The organism is Gammaproteobacteria bacterium, from assembly GCA_029881255.1.
Classification (GTDB): Bacteria; Pseudomonadota; Gammaproteobacteria; order S012-40; family S012-40; genus JAOUMY01.
This window is the reverse complement of the sequence record JAOUMY010000002.1, coordinates 26,928-48,169: the sequence shown is the minus strand read 5'-3', so window position 1 is coordinate 48,169 and position 21,242 is coordinate 26,928. Positions and strand designations below refer to the sequence as shown.

General features: G+C 45.0%; 17 protein-coding genes. 3 read left to right on the top strand and 14 right to left on the bottom strand.

Going from position 1 to position 21,242, the window contains the following annotated elements:
* Positions 1 to 77 precede the first annotated feature (77 nt).
* From OEZ43_05530 to OEZ43_05510, 5 genes are all read right to left on the bottom strand, one after another.
* The gene (locus OEZ43_05530) at positions 78 to 1,142 is read right to left on the bottom strand and encodes an alpha/beta hydrolase family protein (GenBank protein ID MDH5545032.1); all 1,065 of its coding nucleotides are present in this window, start codon (positions 1,140 to 1,142) and stop codon (positions 78 to 80) included.
* Entirely contained in the window at positions 1,136 to 2,212 is a 1,077-nt protein-coding gene (locus tag OEZ43_05525) for an acyl-CoA desaturase (GenBank protein ID MDH5545031.1), read from the bottom strand. The genes OEZ43_05530 and OEZ43_05525 overlap by 7 nt, the downstream gene beginning before the upstream one ends.
* Before the next feature lie 12 nt (positions 2,213 to 2,224).
* Positions 2,225 to 2,977: a hypothetical protein gene (locus OEZ43_05520; protein MDH5545030.1), complete on the bottom strand. Its 753-nt coding sequence runs from the start codon at positions 2,975 to 2,977 to the stop codon at positions 2,225 to 2,227.
* A gap of 18 nt (positions 2,978 to 2,995) precedes the next feature.
* Positions 2,996 to 4,066 (bottom strand): fatty acid desaturase, encoded by a 1,071-nt coding sequence (locus tag OEZ43_05515; GenBank protein MDH5545029.1) that lies wholly within the window; start codon positions 4,064 to 4,066, stop codon positions 2,996 to 2,998.
* Between the two features lie 208 nt (positions 4,067 to 4,274).
* Positions 4,275 to 4,736 carry an acyl-CoA thioesterase gene (locus tag OEZ43_05510; protein ID MDH5545028.1) on the bottom strand — a complete coding sequence of 154 codons (462 nt, stop codon included), beginning with the start codon at positions 4,734 to 4,736 and terminating at the stop codon, positions 4,275 to 4,277.
* A 737-nt stretch (positions 4,737 to 5,473) separates the two neighbouring features.
* On the opposite strand from OEZ43_05510, the gene OEZ43_05505 reads away from it, so the two are divergent.
* On the top strand, positions 5,474 to 6,904 hold the full coding sequence (locus OEZ43_05505; GenBank protein ID MDH5545027.1) for a hypothetical protein: 1,431 nt from the start codon (positions 5,474 to 5,476) through the stop codon (positions 6,902 to 6,904).
* Between the two features lie 311 nt (positions 6,905 to 7,215).
* On the opposite strand, the gene OEZ43_05500 is transcribed toward OEZ43_05505, so the two are convergent.
* The 3 genes from OEZ43_05500 to OEZ43_05490 form a co-directional block, all read right to left on the bottom strand.
* Complete coding sequence (locus OEZ43_05500; protein ID MDH5545026.1) at positions 7,216 to 9,189, bottom strand: acyltransferase; 1,974 nt, start codon at positions 9,187 to 9,189, stop codon at positions 7,216 to 7,218.
* A gap of 595 nt (positions 9,190 to 9,784) precedes the next feature.
* Positions 9,785 to 10,435: a hypothetical protein gene (locus tag OEZ43_05495; GenBank protein MDH5545025.1), complete on the bottom strand. Its 651-nt coding sequence runs from the start codon at positions 10,433 to 10,435 to the stop codon at positions 9,785 to 9,787.
* Between the two features lie 78 nt (positions 10,436 to 10,513).
* Complete coding sequence (locus tag OEZ43_05490; GenBank protein MDH5545024.1) at positions 10,514 to 10,738, bottom strand: glycosyltransferase family 2 protein; 225 nt, start codon at positions 10,736 to 10,738, stop codon at positions 10,514 to 10,516.
* A 556-nt stretch (positions 10,739 to 11,294) separates the two neighbouring features.
* Between OEZ43_05490 and OEZ43_05485 the strand changes: the two genes are divergently transcribed.
* Positions 11,295 to 12,035, top strand: a complete 741-nt coding sequence (locus OEZ43_05485) for a hypothetical protein (protein MDH5545023.1) — start codon at positions 11,295 to 11,297, stop codon at positions 12,033 to 12,035.
* Here OEZ43_05485 and OEZ43_05480 read toward each other — a convergent pair.
* From OEZ43_05480 to OEZ43_05460, 5 genes are all read right to left on the bottom strand, one after another.
* On the bottom strand, positions 12,025 to 12,666 hold the full coding sequence (locus OEZ43_05480) for an acetyltransferase (protein ID MDH5545022.1): 642 nt from the start codon (positions 12,664 to 12,666) through the stop codon (positions 12,025 to 12,027). The two genes, OEZ43_05485 and OEZ43_05480, sit on opposite strands and share 11 nt — an antisense overlap.
* Complete coding sequence (locus tag OEZ43_05475) at positions 12,659 to 13,828, bottom strand: DegT/DnrJ/EryC1/StrS family aminotransferase (GenBank protein MDH5545021.1); 1,170 nt, start codon at positions 13,826 to 13,828, stop codon at positions 12,659 to 12,661. The genes OEZ43_05480 and OEZ43_05475 overlap by 8 nt, the downstream gene beginning before the upstream one ends.
* Positions 13,767 to 15,716: a glycosyltransferase family 4 protein gene (locus OEZ43_05470; GenBank protein ID MDH5545020.1), complete on the bottom strand. Its 1,950-nt coding sequence runs from the start codon at positions 15,714 to 15,716 to the stop codon at positions 13,767 to 13,769. Before OEZ43_05470 ends, OEZ43_05475 begins: the two co-directional genes overlap by 62 nt.
* A gap of 54 nt (positions 15,717 to 15,770) precedes the next feature.
* Positions 15,771 to 17,360: a right-handed parallel beta-helix repeat-containing protein gene (locus OEZ43_05465; GenBank protein ID MDH5545019.1), complete on the bottom strand. Its 1,590-nt coding sequence runs from the start codon at positions 17,358 to 17,360 to the stop codon at positions 15,771 to 15,773.
* A 392-nt stretch (positions 17,361 to 17,752) separates the two neighbouring features.
* Positions 17,753 to 18,370 (bottom strand): hypothetical protein, encoded by a 618-nt coding sequence (locus tag OEZ43_05460; protein ID MDH5545018.1) that lies wholly within the window; start codon positions 18,368 to 18,370, stop codon positions 17,753 to 17,755.
* A 454-nt stretch (positions 18,371 to 18,824) separates the two neighbouring features.
* On the opposite strand from OEZ43_05460, the gene OEZ43_05455 reads away from it, so the two are divergent.
* Positions 18,825 to 19,628: an alpha/beta hydrolase gene (locus tag OEZ43_05455; GenBank protein MDH5545017.1), complete on the top strand. Its 804-nt coding sequence runs from the start codon at positions 18,825 to 18,827 to the stop codon at positions 19,626 to 19,628.
* 351 nt (positions 19,629 to 19,979) lie between these two features.
* On the opposite strand, the gene OEZ43_05450 is transcribed toward OEZ43_05455, so the two are convergent.
* The gene (locus tag OEZ43_05450; GenBank protein MDH5545016.1) at positions 19,980 to 21,089 is read right to left on the bottom strand and encodes a tetratricopeptide repeat protein; all 1,110 of its coding nucleotides are present in this window, start codon (positions 21,087 to 21,089) and stop codon (positions 19,980 to 19,982) included.
* Between the last annotated feature and the right edge of the window lie 153 nt (positions 21,090 to 21,242).

Sequence of the window (21,242 nt, the reverse complement as noted above, 5' to 3'; positions counted from 1 at the left end):
ATCGCAAGCGTTCTGAAGGAATGCTGGAAAAAGCGATACGAAGTGCAATCACATTCTGCAAACGACGCTTATGAATATCACCAAACTTTTACGTTTGCTTGATAGGCTGCCATAGCATCTGTTTTTTCTTCCAGACTATTCGCCTGTGCAGCGGTGACGATTTGCTCCACAAAGACGCGTTTACGAAAGAGTATATTGCTGACGTGTCCGCCGTTGAGCCACGTAAACGTGCCATTCGGGTGGTGTTTTTGCCAGTCGAGACTGGAATGTAGAGGTACGAAACCGTCGTTACGTGCACATACGCCCGCAAGGGTATGGGCATTCATCGCCGTCGCCATCTCGCTTACCGAAGTGAAGGTAAGGGCATCTCGCATACGTTGTTTGGCCGATTCAACACTGCCGGTTTCTTTCGCCAATAGCGACCAATCGATGTGGTCCGCAGTCAGTCCGTCGACAAAGACTGCTGTTCCCGAGTGTGGTGCCAGACACGGTACAACAGCCAGCGGATATTGCGTAAGACCGGCGGCCAGACTGGTTAAATGGCCACCCATGCTAATGCCGGTAACACCGAGCAGACCGTCGTGACGTTGGCGAAACCAGTCCAATAGGGCGCGCACATCTTGTACCGCGAGTGCGCCCAAAAGCAGTAGATCACTCGCGTGTAGCAAACGCACCTTGAATTGATCTTTAGGACGGCGGCGACCAAAAAAGGGATTCTCCAATATTATTGAACCAATACCCTGTTGCGCCAGAGGCACGGCAATATTGTCAAGACGGTTTTTATAACCCTCATCACCCGAAGCAGCGAGATGTACAAAAAGTGGTCCGCGAAATTGTTTTTCCGGAAGTAGCATCATAAAATTTGCACGCCTGCATTCATCGGGTATAGCCGTATGATCGAACACACTCTCGAAGTCACCCTCACTGCAATAGAATCCGCGGTACGCCTTGCCTGTGTATTGCCAGTCGATATGAATAGGAGTGGCTTGTGATCTAAAAGCGTCCCAACTATTGAGTGACTCGAATACGCTTTGGTCTCCCCAACCACGCGAAAAAAGTTTTGGCTTGTGGCGATAGAGGACGCTACCTAATGATGAATAGCCTCTGTCGAGGAAGGTCGTATTGTTTATTTTTGTTAGCATGCGAGCGACTCCTGGCGTGCATATTGTGCGATTTGTTTGTTGAATGCATAACACTCTTTAAAGGCTCCGATTACACTGGTCTGGTGATAGCGTATGCCGTATTTTTCCAAGACTTGACGAGTGATCTCACGTCCGGATGCCAGTCGCGTGAAGGGAACATAGGGAAAGAGGTGATGCTCAATATGACTATTTAGGCCATTACACAAGCTAGTGATAACTGGGCTTGCGCTGGTATTCCTGGCTGTTGCCGCCTGGCGAAGAAATCCCAGTGCGGTTTCACAATCTTCATATTTTGGGTTACCAATGTGATTGGTAATGAATATAAACGCCAGATAGGCGCCAGCGAACCAGGTTATAAGGAAATAGCATATCAATGTATCGACGAGCCCCATCATGAATACTCCGGGTACTAGCCACAAAAGATAGTGTAACACTAGCGCGACGATATCGAGTCGATTGCCTGAAGGTGACTTCATCAGGTAACGGATGCTGCCTATCTTGAATGAAAATCCCATTAGACTTGATAGAGGCCAAATGAGTATGTGTTGCCTGCGGGTTAGAAATCGTGACAAGCCTTTTGCGTATCTCGCATCCACTTCCGTAAAGTTGAAAAATCCGGCTCTTATGTCAGGATCGCTACAGCTATTGGGTTTTCTGTGATGTTGATTGTGTTTGTCCATCCAAAACGCGAAGCTACTGCCGAAGAACACATTCATAAACATCAGGCCGATTTTCTGAGTCCGGCTTTTACTTCTGGTTACGGCGCCGTGGGCGGCTTCGTGAGCGACAGCGGCACTCTGCACACACAAGAATCCCAGGAGCACACAGGCCAGTAGCTTAATCCCCCAGTTGTCCTGACTGAGAAACAGAGAATAGACGGCTAATGCACCTCCGGTGACCCAGGCGCCACGGAAAACGTAGGCCATAGGGTCGGGTTTAAAGAAATCGGTTTTCTGCAAGGCTTGTTTTAGCTCTGCATAGACTTCTAAAGCCTGTTTGTCACTTCTGATATGACGCAGTGGTGTGGTATCGACTGCGTCGCTATAGCTATCAAACGTTTCTGTGTACATCGTTGTCTGCCCCTATGCGGCCTGTTGAACCAGGTTGATTTGCTTTTCGGTAACAGGTAAACCGATGTCTATCATTCTTTGAATGTCTTGTTCGGTAGGCTTGCGGTTTACGCCACGCAGGATGTCTCCGCCAAGTACCAGATTGAAATTGCCCACCATATAGCGATGATGCATAAAGTGATTGCGGGCAACTGCCTTGAAGTACTCTGTCTTCAACAGCCAGGCGATGAAAGGTGGTGCAGTGTTGATCGCCTTTTCGTGTGGCATATGCAGGTATTGGTGTATGTAGTTACTGAATATTGGCGGCAATGAAAGCGCAACGACAGCACCCAACAAACTCCATGCGCCAAGTGTGTAACTAAACAACGGTATCGCAGGCAAAAGCGGGGCGACAAACACCAGTGAGCCGCTTCCGTGAAGTTTGACCGCATAGCGCGATTTTTTAATGATTTCACCGTGGGCTCCCTTGGTATCGAGTTCCTTGTCTAAGGCTAGTTTTTCTTCTTCGTTACGGAATTGCGTAACGTAGTCTTTCTTAAAAGTCTTGACATGGTGTATGACGTGATGCGAGTAGTGCGTTCGGATAAGATACCAAAAGAGCTTTGGGTGTTTCTTCCACTTTTTGACCCGTTTCATTTGCGCGTCAGATACGTTCTGATGCATATAAGACTCAATATACGATGCGACAACATAGCCGATTACAAAACCTGCAATAATCTTTGATGCCACTATCGCAATTTCTGCCAATTCTCCTGAAATAATCATTGGAGTATCTCCCTTTAATTAGTAGTTAAACGAAACCATTTGTTTTTTCTGCTCATCCCAAAGTTTGTATCGAATCGTCTCCAGGCTCTGTCTAAAACTGATACCGGGTGCACTGTCTTTTAAGCCAGATACACGTTCGTTACATTCTTTTAATCGATAGTTGGGTATTGTGCAGTCGAGATGATGTACATGGTGCACAGTAATATGAGCGAATAGCCATTGTGCCCACTGTGGAAGTTTGTAATAGGACGAGCCGTAAACAGCCGCTTCGTTATAAGTCCACTTTGTCTGGCTTTCCCAGTAGGCGTCTTCAAACTGGTGTTGTACATAGAACAGCCATACGCCAATACTGGCGGCGATGATCATGGCAGGTACATAGACTGATAGAAACGCCTCAAGACCGACGATGAAAGACATTGCGATGGCAACAACTGCAATACCAGCATTGGTATAGTGGACGCTTTTTCGCTCCTTGATCCAGTTCTTTGGAATGTAGTAGGTTAGACGTTGACGAACAAAGAATAAGACAAAGGGAAGAACGCCAAACAAAATCGCCGGGTGACGAAACAAGCGGTACAGAAGTTTCGCTCTCGGTGAAAGTGCTTGGTATTCGCGAACAGTCAAGGTTTTGATGTCACCGTAACCGCGCTTTTCCAGATTACCGGTACCTGCATGGTGCATAGCGTGGAATCTGCGCCAGCACTGATATGGGGTGAGGGTGATTACGCCTATGATGCGTCCAACGACATCGTTAGCACGCCTCGACTGAAAGAATGCGCCATGTCCGCAATCATGTTGAATCATAAAGAGGCGCAATATGCACAGTGCGGCTAATGTGCTAAACAGCAGACTCAAGCCTACGCTGTTGTCAACGGAATAGACGGCTAAGCTGAACGAAAACACAAGGCTTAGTGACGTCAGACCGAGTTGGACGCTGCTGCGCATGGTATCTCCACCCCTGAAGGCGGCGACTTCTTGCTTCATGCGAGTGAGGTCGGCTTGGCGGTCGGGAGTTGTCTCAGTTGTATGAAAGTGCGACGCCAGTGCATCGTTTTGGTAGTTGCTGGAGAGCGCAATTGCCTGATACATACGGGTTCCTCTTTATTTTTGAGTACTGTCTTCTTGAGGGATAGCGTACGAGAAGAGGGGGGGGCTGTATGTGCAGTTTTGCACAGCGACTATTGGGGCTTATAGTCGAGAGTATTTCAATCGTGGGAATATAGTGATCGTATAGATAGCGACCTATTCAGTGCTGAACAAGGGCGGCTGTTCCACCGTTTGAGTAGCAGAGTTTAAACTAAAGAGACTGTTTTACCGTCTCCATCACGCGTTCCGGCGGAATGACACCTTCCTTTTTTGAATAGATGACGCCTTTGGACGTCCCCTCAGCCATAACTCTATCGCCGACTAAAAAGGTGTGCGTCATATCGAAACTACGTTCATCCCAACCTGTCACTGCCATGGTTACCGTGTATTTTTGAAAAGGGCGCAATGCCTTTTTATAGACCATGGTGTGTTCGGTGATGATGGGTATCCAGTGTTGTTTGAACATGGTCTTGCCAAGGCCTGAACGGATAAACATATCGACCCGCGAGAGATCGCAGATAGTGAGATAGCGACCATTATTCATGTGCAAATTGATATCGAGATCATTGGGGAGTACGCGAAGTGTTAACTCGTTCTCCGGTTTGATATACGGCAAACGTGGCTTCTTTCTTGCCGTGATTAATAACCAAATCATTCTAAAGATAAGGCTCATGGGATTCCTTTTCCGGTTTTTCCTCGCTGGGGATTGTATCACTTTCTCGTATATAATCTACTCACCTTTAGTTTTTCAATAAACTGTTGTCTAGCAAAGTCGGTCGAGAAAACTTTCATTTTTCGTGAAACGAAAATTGGACAGATGCGAAACGAGTCTGTTCAAGAATCCCCGATCGACTATTACTCTAGCCGTTGGAACGATGTGGCGTGAGCAGAAAGTTTACATAATGCTGGATATCGTTGTGAACAAAACAAAGACGTCATAAAAATAATTCGGCCGGGAATTGGTAATAATACAAACGTACTAGTTGGTATGGAAACATTCAACAATCTGTAACAATTCTTAACCAGAATCCGAATTGTCGAGATTTGTCACCGGTCATTGTTGCCGGATTATCGGCTTGCGGAGAATACTTGCCGTTCTGGCTGGACTGATTGTCAGTTATAAATTCAGACGTTTCTGGCAGATGAAAAAGCCCGAAAAAATCCTTGAATTGAGATAGTTTCTTAGCTAATTGCATGATGGGTGTACGAAAATACTCAATGGCTTGAACTGAGTCAATTCAAGATATAAGTGCGCATCCTTTTCCAATAAAAGTAGCCTGGTTCTGATGGCATACTTGTCGCAATTTTACCTCGCCCAAGCTCAATCGGTTTAACACATCGTAAAAGTTCTTAACTCGATTGGTTTTGTGGAATACATTTTTAGCGGTATCAAAATGAGGATTGACATATATGATTTTCAGAAAAAGCATCTTTTTTTTAATTATAGGTAGTGTACTTTCTGCATCTGCTTTCGCCGAAAAGGTTGACGTGGCGTATGGCGGTTCGATAGTCAATATCTATGATCCCTACGGTGTTGTTTCCAATATTACCCTCGGAGAGCAAGTCTATGGCAGTTACAAAATCGACACGCTCACTCAAGACTCCGATCCTACTATTGGAGTAGGTCGGTATGTTCACGCCTCTGAAGATGAGAGCATGGTGGTAAATATCGGGGGGATGAAATTTTCCAGTAGCGCATTAGATGGCGTTGGTCTGGAAGTCAATATTCAGGACGAAGTCTGGGCTCCCAACGATGAAAGCTATTACGTCATGAGTTGGTCTCCTATGACGAATGGTGACATTACCATCGACGGCGTAAATGTCAATATGTACGGTGTAGTGGGTGGGGCGTTGGATAGTGAGCTGCTTACGGCACAAGTTCCCGACATTCAAAAGTTTGATTTAATTCGCAGTGTATTCATTTCGGGTTCAAGGAACGGTGAATGGTTTAGCATAGAACTTAGCCTGGATATGCTGCAATCATCAGTGATACCCGGTGTAGATCCTGTACCACCGCCAGCGACGCTAGGACAATACGTGTATAGGGTCGTCGCGCAGGTAAGTGATATGTGGCAGAGTGGCTCGACGATGGTGACTAACAATGTATCCATTGGCGACACTATTGAACTGTTTTATACCATCGATACAAACATAGCCGGTGTACAGGACGTGAATACGCCCCCTTTAATGACCATGTTTGACCACCCTGCCGGTAAGGGCGCTATTGAGGTGAAAGCAAATAATTGGTCTGCCATTACCGATAAAATCACCGCGATGACATTTGTCGACAACAATTATGGCATATCAAATTTTCATATATATAGCGAAACGAATATTAAGAATACGAATTCGTTTATGGACATTGGGTTTATGTCGATAGACCTCATGGTCAACCAGGGACAACAACTATTTTCCGATGGAAGCTACATGATCACAGATCCGATACTACTTAATAGTTTTACCGACAAAAATGTTTATTTGTCGGGTAAGGACTGGTCGTGGACAGTCATGAGTAACATTGTATCCATTGAGTTAGTGTCAAGAGGCGTAATCAGCGTTGTTCCGTCGGATGGAAATATTCATCATCTACAACGTTTTGACGCGGCGATTTATGTTGAAGGCCTGTTGCCTGTGACCAGTATTAGTGGTCAATTGAACGGCGTTGACGTCTCAAATTATCTTCAGGCTTGTGTCATCCTGCCATACAAGGAAAAAGATAGCGTCGCCGTTTGTCCTGATATGCATCAACTGCTAGCGCCAGGAGAAAACAGGCTTGACCTTCACTTTGGTTTATCCGATTTGTCAGTGGAGAGCACTACGGTGAACTGGACGATGCAGTAAAGCGATGTGAGAAGAATAGGGAAGGGGCTCCAATTGAGTCTATATCTCAAGTGTATCAAAACCTGGTAAATCAAAACCCGGCTAACGCCGGGTTTTTTTTAAGTAGGACTAACCTGTTTCGGACTAGAATGTCTACCCAGAATTATCTCTACGACTATTAGTATCCATCGCAACTTAACACGGCTAGACAGCGATGGATTTGTTGGGAGTTGAGTTCGTGTTTTCCGTATAGACATTGACAGACAGAGCATGCTGCGGATGAGATTTTGTAAAAAGCCGATCTTGTACTATTTATTTAGGTAATCAATGCATCAGTGTACACGTCGAGCACTTCGCACAATTTCCTGGGTCAATATTGGTCCCAGAAAGTCTCTAGCCGCTGTAAGTGTAAGATGATCATCATCGCTATAAAGTGGAATACCATTTCTAGTGATAACGCAATTGGGATCGCAAAAATTTCGCCAGATACTAATATAGTGAGAATTCATTGATGTTTCGGTTATTCGTTGAAATACGCTATCGAGCGTCGATTTAATTTCGGAGTCTCGTATTACTATATCAGCTTGGGAAGAATGCTGATTGTGAGAGGCAAGGGCCAAAACTCGTGGTACGTCAAAACCTGTTTCGGGTACTGCACCAACGAAAATGACCTCAGCCCCCAGTTTTTCGAAGGTGCGCGACGTTCTTTCCAATGCATTTTCGAACACCCTAATCGACACATCCGGTGTGTGCTCTGAATGAGTGTTGTCAATCCAATACGTTCGAAATGAGCCGCCAATTTCTGGAGCGATACCTGTATAGGCTTGTTCCCATCGTCCCGCTATGAAGACTGTTTTAATACTTGGTGTTGCCTCGATCGCTTTATAGACCGCCTTTTTGAATTCAGTGCATTCGACAGAACGGAAATCCGGAACCTTCGTCGCCCCTAACAACATAGGACAACCACGTAGCCATAGAAGCGTACCTGCACGCCCGGAGGATATGGCCCATTTTTCAATCGCTGACCGAATTGCACCTGCATGACTATCTCCTAGAAGTACGAAGTCTATAGGCGTTTCCGGTGCGCCGAATTGACAGGCATGTTGAGATAATGGGTGTATTCCCTCGCAATGTTCTCGTAGCGGGTCGATATCTTGTGTCGCTGATAGGAATTGTTGAGTATTTTCTGAAAGCCGGCTTGGAAGTCCTGAGCCGGAAATGCCAATGATAGCAACGAGTATAGACACTGCGCCAATGCTTGAGGTGCCGACTAATACACGTCTGAAGGACATTCTTGATATTGAACGAAATGGCTTTTCTACGTAGTGCCATGTTAAAACAGCGAGAATGAAAGAAATGGTAATTCCAATAGACGCAATCAATGGACTGAGATGTGGTTCTGCTGTGTACATCCTCAACCCCACAAATACAGGCCAGTGCCACAGATAAAGCGAATAGGAGATCAGTCCAACAAATCTTAATGGGGGAAGTGACAAAATACTACTTGCGAGGCCAGTATTGTTTGACGCATAGATTATGGCCGCTGCGCCCACGCAGGGTAATAGCGCCACCCACCCGGGAAATTGCATTTGTTTATTTATGAGAAAAACGCTTGAAATTACCATAAATAGTCCGGTAATTGCGATGAGTTCATTAAATTTTGTACTACCAGATTTCGGAATTACGCCGCATGCCAATGCAACGCCAATTGACAGTTCCCATGCGCGAGCCGGGAGCAAATAGAAAGCGACAGAGGGCTTGTTTTGGGACAGCCAAAGCGATATGAGAAACAGAATCGGCAATCCAACAGCTATTACCGGTATCAGGCGTAGACGAAACTTGTAAATTAGAAAAATAATCGGTGGAAGAAGTAAATAAAATTGTTCCTCGACTCCGAGAGACCATGTATGAAGTAGTATTTGATATTCGGAAGCAGGCGAAAAATATCCGCTTTGGCTCCAGAAATAGAAATTTGACAGGCCTATTAGCGCAAAAAGACCGGAATTGGAGGTTTGTATGACATGTTCCGGTAGACCAAATGAAAATGTGGCAAGTAAGCAAACTAGGGTAACGACTGCCAGCGCCGGAAAAATTCGTCTGATTCGACGTTCGTAAAATCCCAGATAGGTGAACGATGAATTTTCGATCTCAGAAATTATGATTTTGGCGATGAGATAGCCACTAATAACGAAAAAGATGTCGACACCTATAAAGCCTCCGGAAAATACATCAAGACCGGCGTGAAACAGGACTACAGGAATTACGGCAAGAGAACGGAGCCCGTCAATCTCCGGTCGATATTTCATATGTTGCGGCCTCTTATGTTTTCGTCGAAATATCGTCACTGCTGCAATGATGAAGCCAAAATACGTAGTTTTCTCGCATAATAGTTTCGAATAGCTTTTACCGCCCGTATCCACTCTGATCCACAGTTGAGCGGGTGGTCTAACGCAGGCAGTCTTATGTCGGCGAAGTGGGTCTTGGAGGCGAGGTAAGCTCCACATTAATCTACCGGGAGCGACATCTTTGCTGGATTGGCCTTTATAAGTTTTTCAGAAGGCTAGATGAGTGTTGGAGATATGCCTTTATTGAATGCTGTTACATCTGTAAATAGAAACGTTGTAAGGTGAGAGAACTGGAGTTGTAGTCCTCATTCTTGGAAAACTACAGTGTCTAGAATTGATGTCTAATTGGGCGAGATAGCTGACAAAAATGTCGGAGAGAGGTATACGCTTAGTTCTCTTTGAAGGAATTGGGAAAGTCCAAATTGGCATAAATACCATAGAAGTCACCACAGGCAGTATGACTTGGCAACAATCTCAGCATGGCAATTGAATAATAACGGATAAATTAAGCGTTCGCCGTTCTTATGCTGAAGGTTTTGTCAGGATTCGTTTTGGATCAAACATTTTCCTTACATAGTGTCAAGGAAAGTGTACTGTCTTTTCGAATGATTCCGTTTGAAATGAGCATTTGATCGTCACTGGGGGAAATTGTCATCTGCTTATAAGTTAGATCAAGGTTGCCTTTCTTATACGATTCATACCAGCGACGCCAATGCCAACCGGAGTCTTTACTCAGTTTAGTGTTTCTCTCCAACGATGATCCGCCGGCTATTACTTTTTGATGAAACTGATCTCTGTTTCGAACAGGATAATGGTAAATTGTAATGTCTTGCGAGGCACGATGCACAAATTCTTTGCGATTTACCAGCCTGTGATTACCTTGAGTGACTTCGCTGTATTTTTCAGGAACCTTGTATATGACTTTGGTGGGATAAGCAAAAAGAAAAAAAGAGGTGTCAAGTGACTCCTGCTGAATGTCTTTTGGAATTAGAGGGTTCTCTACCACATAAATCGCATTTTTCGGAAATTGCTCTTCGAAATTGTTAAATTCCAACAGGACATTTCTAACATCAATTCTTAGGCAATCGACCAAAGGATATTTTAATAGCTCGTTTTTGAGATTGCCTGACTTGGCCGTCCAGAATTCGTCTGCATCACAATGGAAGATCAGATCCGCAGAATATTGTTCCTTAGCAATTCTCCCCATACGATTTACCCATTTGGCTTGACTGTAATCCTGGTCTTTTTCAAGTATAAGATGTAGCCGTCCTTGTTTTTCGTATTCCTAAAGTAATTCATAGGTGCCATCAGTAGATTCATTATCAGTTGCAACAATAAAATCTACGCCGGATGCATAGTGATGGTCGATAGTTCTTTTTACTATATCTATTTCGTCCTTCACCAACAGGGTCATGACCAGCTTGTTTCCCAGCCTGCGCTGATCCGTGACTTTGCGTCTTATAATCCCAGAAAATGGATGATAGATTGCTTTGCGTAGGCGAGTCGACATGAGTTTATTCTCTATTGGTTGTAAGATTGATTATCCGCCTTGGAACGCGGAAAGCATGCCATTTTATATCAAAAAATAGAAAAGAGAGAAATAGTTGTTTTAGCTGCTTTCATGTTAACTCCTGCACCAAAGTGAGTTGTCTTGCATATTTGTTTGTGTCAATGCATAGATACTGAGTTAAAAAGTAACGGTTCCGCGTCTTAACTTCATTCATACCTCTACTACATAACTTAAACCTATGGCTCTAACATATGAGGAATCGGACTTTCAAGTGGCTGTAGAATACACGGGACAAAGCTATGTGCACCATTCATACTCTTCGGTAGAGATAGTCTTCTGTTTCGCTATAACGCCCGCTTAGTCAAGGAGTAATAGCATGTCTCGCGTTTCAGATTGCCACAAAAATGGGTAGAACAGTGTTGATTTCTTTCCATCTACTATAATAGACGCCAAAGTAAAATGGAATTATCAGTCGTTTTTCAGCATCTGATGCTGGCTCTGTATTTGCTTTCAATAGCTAACTACTATCAGAAGAGGCGAATAAAGGAATCGATTAATGGCATTTACGCGATTTATGTTGCAACTGTTTAACAAGTTGAATAGTGAGATAGATTCGACTGTCAAGGACAGACCCAAGAAGATTCTCTCTCTAGGCTACCCGGACATGCTGGTTTCCCGTGAATTCCTGAGTGAAACTTTTGGTAATAATCTAGGAGAAAAGATTCCCTATCATGAAGAATCAGAATCCATTATGCGCTGGCATAACGTGCACAATCACCTTGAAGGTATCCCGGATACGCGTGCATTTCTGGAGGAACTCGGGTACCAACTGGATATCGTCGATATTGTTCAGGCAAGAGGCGCAGAAATTATTCTTGATTTGAATTATCCAATTGACCAGAAGTTTCACCAGCAATATGACATTATTATTGACGGTGGAACCATTGAGCACTGTTTCAATATCGCCCAGGCGATAAAAAATATAGCGCTAAGTGTTCGTGAAGGTGGCTTTATATTGAATTGCAATCCATTCAGTTGTTTTAATCATGGTTTCTACAATTTGAACCCAACATTCTACTTTGATTTCTATACCGATAATGGATTTGACATAGTTTTTCAGGAATTGATAATCAATGCTGTTGTTGATCCAAAATTGATCTCTGTGCCGCCGACGCGTCGGTTCATTGATGGACCGATAGACGCCAGTAATATTCTGATCGCACAGCGTCACACCGTTCAGGATATCGAATGGCCGGTTCAGACAAAATACAAAATTAACAGTGGACTTAAGGGATGACCTTGCGCAGAAATGTTGCCGGTACACCGACGAAGAGCGAATTGTCGTCTACATGAGTCCTCAAATAGGCGCCACCACCGACGACCGAATCATCTCCTACACGAATTTTTTCCTGTATTGAAGCACCTGTGCCGATAAAACTCCCTACGCCAATGGAGACATTGCCGCTGATATTCACACCGGGCGATACCGTAGCATAGTCGCCGATTTGCACGTCATGACCAAGTGTCGCGTTTCGATTAACGATGACGTGCTCACCAATGTGTATGTTCACGGTCATAGTTACGCCTGCACAAATTACTGATCCTTTTCCGATGGAGTTGCGATTGGAAATGTTTACGTCTGGATGTATCACAGCGTCAGCAATGCAATGTCCACTTGCCAGCGTTTTATTACAAAAGTGTCTTTTCAGCGTGGGCGACCCTACGCCAGTGCATAGAATTTCTACCTGGCCGACAAGATGATCGATATCTCGTATATCACCAAGCACCGGGCGGTCATCAATAATGCGATTCTTAAACTCAGGGCGTTCGTCGAGATAGCCGACCACCTCTATACCCATGAACTCGCATAGATAGTTGATTTCCCGTCCGTGCCCGCCGCAACCCCATATCACTATTTTTCTAGGCATTGTTGAGTGTTTCCATAATCTCATCCACTACCTGACGAGGCATGTTAGACCAAACCGGCAAGCTGATTACGCGTCTGGAAAGCTGTTCGGTGTGGGGCAGGGGCACTCGGCCGAATTCTTCAAAGGTTGGCAGTTGGTGACAGCTGGGTGAAAAATAGTTCTTAATTTCGATCGAATTTTGCGCCATTTTTTGTGTTATGGCGATATTGTCCACGCCGGGAGGGGCACACATGGGGATAAACTGATAGCACAATTCGGCCGATGACTTTGGAACACACCACTGTCGTTCAAGCATGTGGTGATGGTCCATAGCACTTCGATATTGTGCCAGAGTTTCCCGTCTCTTCAGTATCGTCTGCTCGAACGTATCCAGTGTTGCAAGTCCTACTGCAGCATGAAACTCAGAGAGCTTGGTATTCATACCCATAAACTGGGAGAGCCGCTGATCGTTAAAACCAAAATTGCCAAAGCGTTTTATCTGAGCAATGGTATCCTCATTACTGCTATACACCAGCCCACCTTCACCGATACCGAAGGTCTTCGTTGCATGAAAACTGTAGACGACGGTGCCAGTGAATCCGTGACCAAACTGTTTACCGTTTTGGCGTGTTCCAAAACTGGAGGCGGCGTCGACAACAACAGGCAATCCATTGGCGATGTGCTGTTCATAGTAGTCTACATCAATCGGATTGCCCATTGCACTGTAGGGTACAATGACGGCAACATCATCGCCGAGTATCGCTATCGCGTCTTCCAGTGATTGATGACACATATTCCAGGTGTCCGGATTGACATCGACAAAGAACGGTTCAAGTCCAGCCCACATCGCGGCCAGAGGAGTCGCAGCGAAGGTAAAACTTGGCATTAAAGCGAACTTGCGCCGCTGGCGCCTCAGCATAGAGATCGCGGCAATCAGTCCGGAAGTCGCGTTGTTGACGGTGACGCAGTGACCCGTATCCTGAAAATGTTCGGATAGTAGGCGTTGCTGAAAACGCTGATTCAAGGGGCCGTAGTTGGTATAGATGTGCGTCCTTTCCAGCTCCCCTAGATACTTGTCCAGGGCGTCACCATACGCTAGCTCAGGTTTTAGAAAAGGGTATTTAAAAATTCTGCTTCTCCCTTTTCTCGTCAATAATTTCAAGAAAATGTTCCCAGTATCCATGAGCCATTCCCGGCGCGTCGGATAAATAGGCATCCATAAATCGTTTGTTGGATTCACCGACGGCGTTGCGAAATTCAGGGTCATCTATCAGTCGCTGGGTGAGTGAAATATACTGTTCCGTATTGCTGGCAAGGGGGTAGAGGTCACTGCCCTGAAAAATGTTGCGGATATCCTCTTGCTCTTCTGGTGTTCCCATCTCACCATCGATTACGGGCTTTATCATGCCGTTGATACCTGTTTCATAGGCCTCTCGGCTATCAAAAAACACTACAGGTTTTGCTGCTGCCATGGCCTCAAATGCAGTGTAGCCGCACGGAAAGGGAAACGAATCGACAAAAATGTCTATCACCTGGGCATAGACTTTGGTATTCACCCAACCGATAAAATGAGACTGTTTCTCCACGCCGTGTTTAGTCAGGAGCTGTTTGATCGATGGAAGTTCAGTGCGCCCTGTCCAGAGAAAGACCGTATTCGGGTTGTTTTTCAAAAGCTGGCATACCGATTCAATGAATGGAGGACTGTCGAGTTTTTCTTCGCGTCCGAAGGAACCTAGAATAGTTTTATTTTCACCATAACTTTTGGCTATGGTTGAGGCTTCATCTGCAAGCCCGGAATCGTACCAGTCGCTTATACCGTAGCGTGATGTTCGCCAGATATGACCATCGATATGCTTGAATTTGGAAATACTATAGCCGGTGATATAGCCGTCAATAGATGGTAGTTTTATGCTGTGATATTTCATCGCCCACCAGATTTGAACCGGCGCTATACGCATGGCAAACGCAAATGGCATGTAAACACCAAGCGATACCCAGACAAGTGCATCAAACGATGCGGCACGAAGTTTTTCTTTTATCATAAGCAGTTTGTCGTAGGCGGATTGGTTCTGTTTTCCTATCCAGTGCACTTTGACGTCTATACGGGAAAATGCTTCGTCCATATCTTTACAGTAATTTCCTGCGACAAAGATTTCTGGGATAAATGGCTTGATTGCCATGTCCTTGAGGGGCGTTAGGGTGGTCAACACCAGTTGCGTGTGCGCGAGTATTGATCCGCTATGAAAGAAAAAGGCAATGCGTGGTTCTTGATCAGCATTCCGTTGAGGCAATGGCATATCGCTACTCACGCGTTTTCCTGCAGCATCCATCAGTGGAGCCAACTGTTCGAACACGGTTTTGAAACAGTGTTCGGTTTCTACAGATTTTACATGCTGTATGTAAATGAAGTATTCGAGAAAAAGCGCGGTATGAAAATTCTCCTTCTTCAAAAGTGCTTTTAGCAGGGGGAGAGCTACGGTGTTAAAGATTGGATCGAGATATTCCTTACGACCTTTTTGTGAGTAACCGAGTAGCTCAAATACCAGGTAGAGCAGGCGAGATGGCATTGTTGCCAGATCCAGGCCAATGAGTCGTTGCGCAACAAAACCAAGCATCAAATTCAATTCACCCTCATTCGTATTAGCGGAATACAAGGCGCCGAAATTTGCAATATGAGGAGCCAATCCGGCCTCAAGCGAGTTGGGACGAGTGCAAATGATTTCTAAAAGCTCGAGAAAGATGTTGCGTAAATTTGTATCGGCTGTTCGAGTCAGACGTGCAAAGGCCTGTAGATATAAAGCGAGCGCTCCCTTAGGCGATCCCTGATGAAATACCAGGTTGCTCAATTCAAACCGATACATCAAATTGTCGGGCGCTAATTCAACCGCCTTGTGTAGATGGGCCATAGTTAGCGGAAACTGATGTCGGTGGCTGGAGATTATGGCGAGATGATAGTAGTCTTCGGCACTTACCTGTTCACTGCTGATGCGTGTTTGACAGCATTTTTCTGCCTCATCCAGTTGGCCCTGAGCAATCAGAGTTGGAATATCTAGTTTTTGTGGTGAATTCACCGTCAGCCACTCGCTGGTTGTAACGCAAGATATTGAAATATATGCCTGGAAGCATTATTTGTGCCGCTCGTAGATGTTGCCTGGATGGTTTAATACAGTAACTTCTAAATCAAGGCGCCTATACCGACTAACGACCACCCCAAACAGAAGCAACCCTATTCCAACGAGGCTGAGGGAGCACTTGGACGGGACGGTTGTTTCTGTCTCCGTGGTTAAATTGTTTTGCAGGGTATCCGTTAATTCAGTCGCGCTATCGGTACTCGCTGTGTTCATTCCGATGACCAACTCTTCACTAAGGTATGCCCCGATGTTCGCATTCGCCATTCCTGAGCCCTTGGCGGGAGAGTTTGTCGATAGTTTGAAGTCAACAGTTTGATTTCCGGTGGCGTTTGTAAATAGGGGATCGGCAACGATTGAGTTTGCGTCTAGCGAAGTTGCTACAGTCCATTCGCTTAATGAGCTGTAAGTCGTTACGTAGTCAATGTTCCAACTTGCCGTCGTGTCGTTGTAAAAGAGGTTGTAGTCTGAAAGGCTCACGCGCTCATTTAGCGGGGTGTAATATCTCAGTTGAAGTGCGTAGCCGAAAACAATGTTGTTATAGACACTCGTACCTAGCGAAGATTCGCTGACAAATATTCCTACGTTTCCGTTGGCAGTCTGATTGACGATGGTGTTGTTGTAGATCTTGATATTGTTGTTAATGGCAACGCCATTATAGGCGTAAATACCGACCGCGCAATCGCGAATAATGTTCTGATAGGCGCGGGCGTTTTGCGACGCGCCGTATTCGTCGATCTGATTATTGATTTGAATACCGCTTGCGCAATAAGTAGAGGCGGTGTCACCTCCCCAAATGTGATTATTGTAGTACTGGTTATTTTGCTCCGTGTCTTTGTCCCAAATACCATAGTGATTATTGTATATATCGTTGTTGCGAATGATGAGATTTTTCGAATAGAAATTGAGTATGCCGGACGCATTAACGGCTAGCTCTACAAACTCGGGGTCTGTTTCGGCGTAACTGTTGAGGTCATGGATTTTATTATTTTCGATAAGAATGTTGTCTGAATAGTCCAAACGTATCAGGGCCGAGTTGTGGTGTGTTGCTTTTTTAACACCCATAAGATCACTGTTTCGAATGACGATATTGGCGGCATTTAGAAAGACTACAAGAGATATGACCTGATCCTGGTCATCGACAATAGTACCGGTAAAACCGTCGAAGATGATCCACTCCTGATTGATAACGCCAAAGGCGCCGCTCCAGATGTTATCGAGGAATACCGGCGTCTCGCCTTCATACGCTTTAAATACAATCGGGTTTTCAGCGGTACCGGAATGTTGCGGATTCCAGGGTAGCTTCTCGTACTTGAATTGGTTGGGAGTGTCGACCCAATCTTGAAGAGGGTCCGTAACCGGGTCATAGATTCCCTCCCTAAAATAGACAACATCACCGGCCATGGCATTGCTGACAGCGGTCTTTCCGTTGCAAGGCGTGGTAATTTCCGTGCACTCGGCCCACGTTGCGGTTCCTGTTGGTGAGACGTAATAGTCTAGCGCGAGCACGTCCTGTAAGGGGAAAAACGAAACGGCTACCAGTAAACCTCGAATGGCTACATGTCTAAGCGAGCGGGGTGATTTCATGCGACCTCCTTGTCTAAACCAAATAACAGTACAATATATATGCCGTTTTTTTCGGCAGAGAATTCGATAAATAGCGTGTATTAGAAAGACAGCGATGCTAGCGCTGTTTTTGAACAGTCCTGAAATAAAAAAAGGGCATATCTCTTGACAAAGATATGCCCTGCTTTATGTCTGAAGTTAAGCGATTGGTTCTTCAGTCAACACCGGTGGTTTAGCTTCTTTGGCGACAGGCTCCTTGCCCAGCCCGTTTACCATCGCATTAATATTGCCGCCCTTCAATTTGGTTTTTCTCGAGAATTGCAGTGACGCCTCGTTCGTAAAACATCCAGGGGCAGATCGCAGATTCTACCTACATATGCAGAGAAAACGCGAACTGACCATGGGCTAGACGATTAGTTCGCAAGATTTGTCCCAAATGCGATGGCAATCATGTAGGTGTTGTCCGCAGATGTGTATGCTCTTCCGCCGGGCCGCATAGGGTTGTTGGCGCGGGACGGACTGGCATTACGCACTAACTGCTTGTCAGTCTGAAAATCGAGGTACTCAATGGTGTTATTTTGCTTTTGGGCGAAAATCCAATGTGCCTCATCGCCATATAGGGATGAGCCATCTGAAGTGAACACCGCAAACTTTGTTCCGTCGGGTTGGCGGAGCATAGCAGGGATGACATCGCTACCGCGACTTCGATGGGCAGGATTCCCAAAAAATTTTACCTGCGTACCATTTCCATACTTCTGCGCCACATATGTTGCAATCCCGATCATTTGGTCAGCAATCGGCTGTATTGCATTGTCTTGCAGTGTAACACGCCGAGTTCTTCCCGGACCCTGGGTGGTATAGACAACAAAGGCCTGATCACTTTCAAAAGGCCCCCATCTGCTTGTCGGTGGACAGGCAAGCTGCAATTCCGCGTTAACATCTCCAGAGCTCTGATCCGTTAAGGCCGCGGCCGTACAGAGCGCGCAGTTAACGTTTTGCCCTTCTTCTGAAAATGCCGTATTGACGTGCATATGAAACTCCCTTTCGATTGTAAGTAAATGGTACTGTATCACTTTGCCATCACGACAAACGATTGTCTGTCAAACCCGTAAAAGGCAAAGTTTCATGAAATTAAACTACAAGTACAGGTGTGGATCAACTGAATGTGATCGGTACTTTTCCTACAAATGACGGCAAAACGCGCGTGCCAGTATCGTACGGGACGAAGTCGGCAGCATAGCGGCTTCGGTTTTGATAAAAAAAATAATTCAAACAATTTTTAGGGAAAACGCATCGGAAACAAAAAGGGATCACGGGCTAGACTCGAATGAGCTCACTGCGGAATAGCTATATTGGCCAGACGTGAAAGATTGATAATTGACGACCGGCAAATTTCTATAGTTGCCTTTAGATGGGCAAGTGCCGGGAATGAGTAGATAATGAATATTAGTAGATTCATCCAACTCAACTTTCGAGAGTCATGCGATGCCATCGATAAGTACCTTAGAAACTTCCTCCGGCAAAACGATGGTCAAAACATTAGGAGACCCGGAGCGTGCGACCATTATTTTTGTTTCTGGCGCAACTCTACCGTGTGACGTTTGGGATCCTTTGGTGGAGGTTCTCGTAGATGAGGGTTATCAGACCGTTCAATATGATTTGCCCAACAGAGGAGAGTCATTTTTTGATCGCCACCATAGTGACTTCGAAGCTCATATACACCAACTGACCGACGTGATCGGGATTCAAAATCAAAAAGGCATTATCCTCTGCGGTTTGGCTTCGGGGGCTTTGGTGGTTTCGGAGTTTGCTAGTCGTCAGAAATCGCGCCAGATTCAAAAAGTGGTTTTAATGGCCCCGGATGGGGCCGATACGCACTTTACGTTGCGCGAGAAATTGATGAGTCTGCCACTCTTAGGGAAAGTTTTGTTTTCTCTTCTGGGCCCTAAGTCGCTGCTCAAGCGATCCATTCGATACTCTCCCAATGAAGAAATTCAGGAAAGGGTAAGAGAATTGTTGATGAAAAGTATGAAAAACCCGGGATTTCGAGACGCCGTTTTTGATACGGTTAACAGCTTCCCGATTCGCTCAGGGCTGGAAGTTTATAAGAAACTGAGTCAATCGGCTGTCCCCACCACGATTATCTGGGGGCAAGAGGACCAAATTACTCCTGTCCATTCTGCTCACGTGTTCGAAGCGCTTTTTGGTCCCACGAATCTTCACCTATTGCCCGACTTAGGCCACCTCCCTTTCTTGGAAGATCCGAAAAAAGTGGCGAAACTGTTTTAAGACAAGAAAGTTTAATTCACTTTTTTCCACTTGCACCCATTTCAATTATCAAAATATAGGTGGCAAACGACATTTATCTCAAGATTTTCGACTTTCAATGGTGATAGCGGTGCTTGTGATTGTCGATCTTAATCATGAATGCGTTAATAGACATGTTCCGTTTATCAAGAAATCGGGAGTACGTTGTCGACCAGGAAACCTGGAAACGAAAAGATCTTTAGTAAACTGTGGCAGTTGCCGTCAATGCCAGTGTTTTTCAGGTCAAATCCATTGTTCAAAAAATTGAATGGAGCACGTAATACTTAATTCAAGTGATGGGGAGCATACTAGCTCCCCATTTGTATGAAGGGACTAGTTTTCAGCAAAACTGCTTTGTTGGAGAAGTTTTTCGCGTTGTTGCTTTAGTTGCATGACATTGGCCTTCTCACGCAAATAATCATCATCACTATCGAGAATATAGGCTTGGTCTATTGCTGCAAGCGATTCGTCAAATTGCCAGCTATATTCATATGCGAGGGCCAGATCCCAATAAGCTTTTGCCCGTACATTACCTTTTAAACCTTTACTCTCTGCTTCTTTTACAGCGTCTTGAAAAGTGGCAATTGCTTCGTTATATTTTCCCAATTTGATTAGGTTGATACCTTTTTCAAGAGAGGGAAGATCACCGTCTTTTTTATATGCAACCCGCACATACTCCGTCCAGGGAGTGATAATCTTGGAAAAAGCGACCGAATTTTGATTTGCACACTTCTCAATCAACGTAGTTTCACTAATTTGTGCAGGAGCTTGATCAGTGGCATAGGTACTGTCTTTGCAAATATCCTGTACCGATTTAGAGCGAATCAATTTCCCAGATTCGGCATCTTTGAGATCAATGCTACCGGATGCAGTAATAGAAGATTTGCGCGTGTAGCTATTACATGGGTATTTCTTTTTGTCTCTTGTGCACGTTGCTGATTCTCTATCTACTTTATCTGTGAACTGACCAGCTACTTTACCGGTGATTAACGCAGTACGAAGCAATTTTTCCTTCGTGCAGGCAGGATTTTCCTCTTTAACTATATGTGTCTTGGTTACAATTCGTTTTTCTTCGACCGGAGTAGTCGTTGTGACACCTAGGTTTTGTCCCGTTAATACCCCGGCAATTACGGCAACTTTTTCAATGTCATTAAGCTTGCGATTCCTTTCACTGCTAGTTGTTATTTCTTCTGTTGTCTTAACTTCACGCTCTATTGGTGCGCAATCCAGTACTTCAAAACTATTTTCAGCCGCTAGTTTGGCTTTGATTCGGTCGCGGTAGTGGCTACCATAGTTGCCCTCAATTTCCATAATGGCGACTTTCTTATAATTCCTCATATCAACTTCGGCAGGATGTGTAACCGGTGTTGATACTTTTATTGTTGAACATGCGCCTAATAGCAAAATAATGGGCGGCATGACATATGAGATACCTCTATTCATTTGACAACTCCTTTTGAAAATTAACCCATGCCTTAAATTGTGATAAAACATGAATGCATAAAAGTAATGGGTTGTTATTGTTGATAATTGTTACTGTGCTTCCGAATTGGCAACTGCTTGCCATAAGAAAGCGCTGTTAAATCACCAATCCAT

Coding starts and splice junctions, on each gene's coding strand:
- OEZ43_05530 (MDH5545032.1), bottom strand. CDS start 1,142: ATGCTAACAAAAATAAACAATACGACCTTCCTCGACAGAGGCTATTCA.
- OEZ43_05525 (MDH5545031.1), bottom strand. CDS start 2,212: ATGTACACAGAAACGTTTGATAGCTATAGCGACGCAGTCGATACCACA.
- OEZ43_05520 (MDH5545030.1), bottom strand. CDS start 2,977: ATGATTATTTCAGGAGAATTGGCAGAAATTGCGATAGTGGCATCAAAG.
- OEZ43_05515 (MDH5545029.1), bottom strand. CDS start 4,066: ATGTATCAGGCAATTGCGCTCTCCAGCAACTACCAAAACGATGCACTG.
- OEZ43_05510 (MDH5545028.1), bottom strand. CDS start 4,736: ATGAGCCTTATCTTTAGAATGATTTGGTTATTAATCACGGCAAGAAAG.
- OEZ43_05505 (MDH5545027.1), top strand. CDS start 5,474: ATGATTTTCAGAAAAAGCATCTTTTTTTTAATTATAGGTAGTGTACTT.
- OEZ43_05500 (MDH5545026.1), bottom strand. CDS start 9,189: ATGAAATATCGACCGGAGATTGACGGGCTCCGTTCTCTTGCCGTAATT.
- OEZ43_05495 (MDH5545025.1), bottom strand. CDS start 10,435: ATGGGGAGAATTGCTAAGGAACAATATTCTGCGGATCTGATCTTCCAT.
- OEZ43_05490 (MDH5545024.1), bottom strand. CDS start 10,738: ATGTCGACTCGCCTACGCAAAGCAATCTATCATCCATTTTCTGGGATT.
- OEZ43_05485 (MDH5545023.1), top strand. CDS start 11,295: ATGGCATTTACGCGATTTATGTTGCAACTGTTTAACAAGTTGAATAGT.
- OEZ43_05480 (MDH5545022.1), bottom strand. CDS start 12,666: ATGCCTAGAAAAATAGTGATATGGGGTTGCGGCGGGCACGGACGGGAA.
- OEZ43_05475 (MDH5545021.1), bottom strand. CDS start 13,828: ATGGATACTGGGAACATTTTCTTGAAATTATTGACGAGAAAAGGGAGA.
- OEZ43_05465 (MDH5545019.1), bottom strand. CDS start 17,360: ATGAAATCACCCCGCTCGCTTAGACATGTAGCCATTCGAGGTTTACTG.
- OEZ43_05460 (MDH5545018.1), bottom strand. CDS start 18,370: ATGCACGTCAATACGGCATTTTCAGAAGAAGGGCAAAACGTTAACTGC.
- OEZ43_05455 (MDH5545017.1), top strand. CDS start 18,825: ATGCCATCGATAAGTACCTTAGAAACTTCCTCCGGCAAAACGATGGTC.
- OEZ43_05450 (MDH5545016.1), bottom strand. CDS start 21,089: ATGAATAGAGGTATCTCATATGTCATGCCGCCCATTATTTTGCTATTA.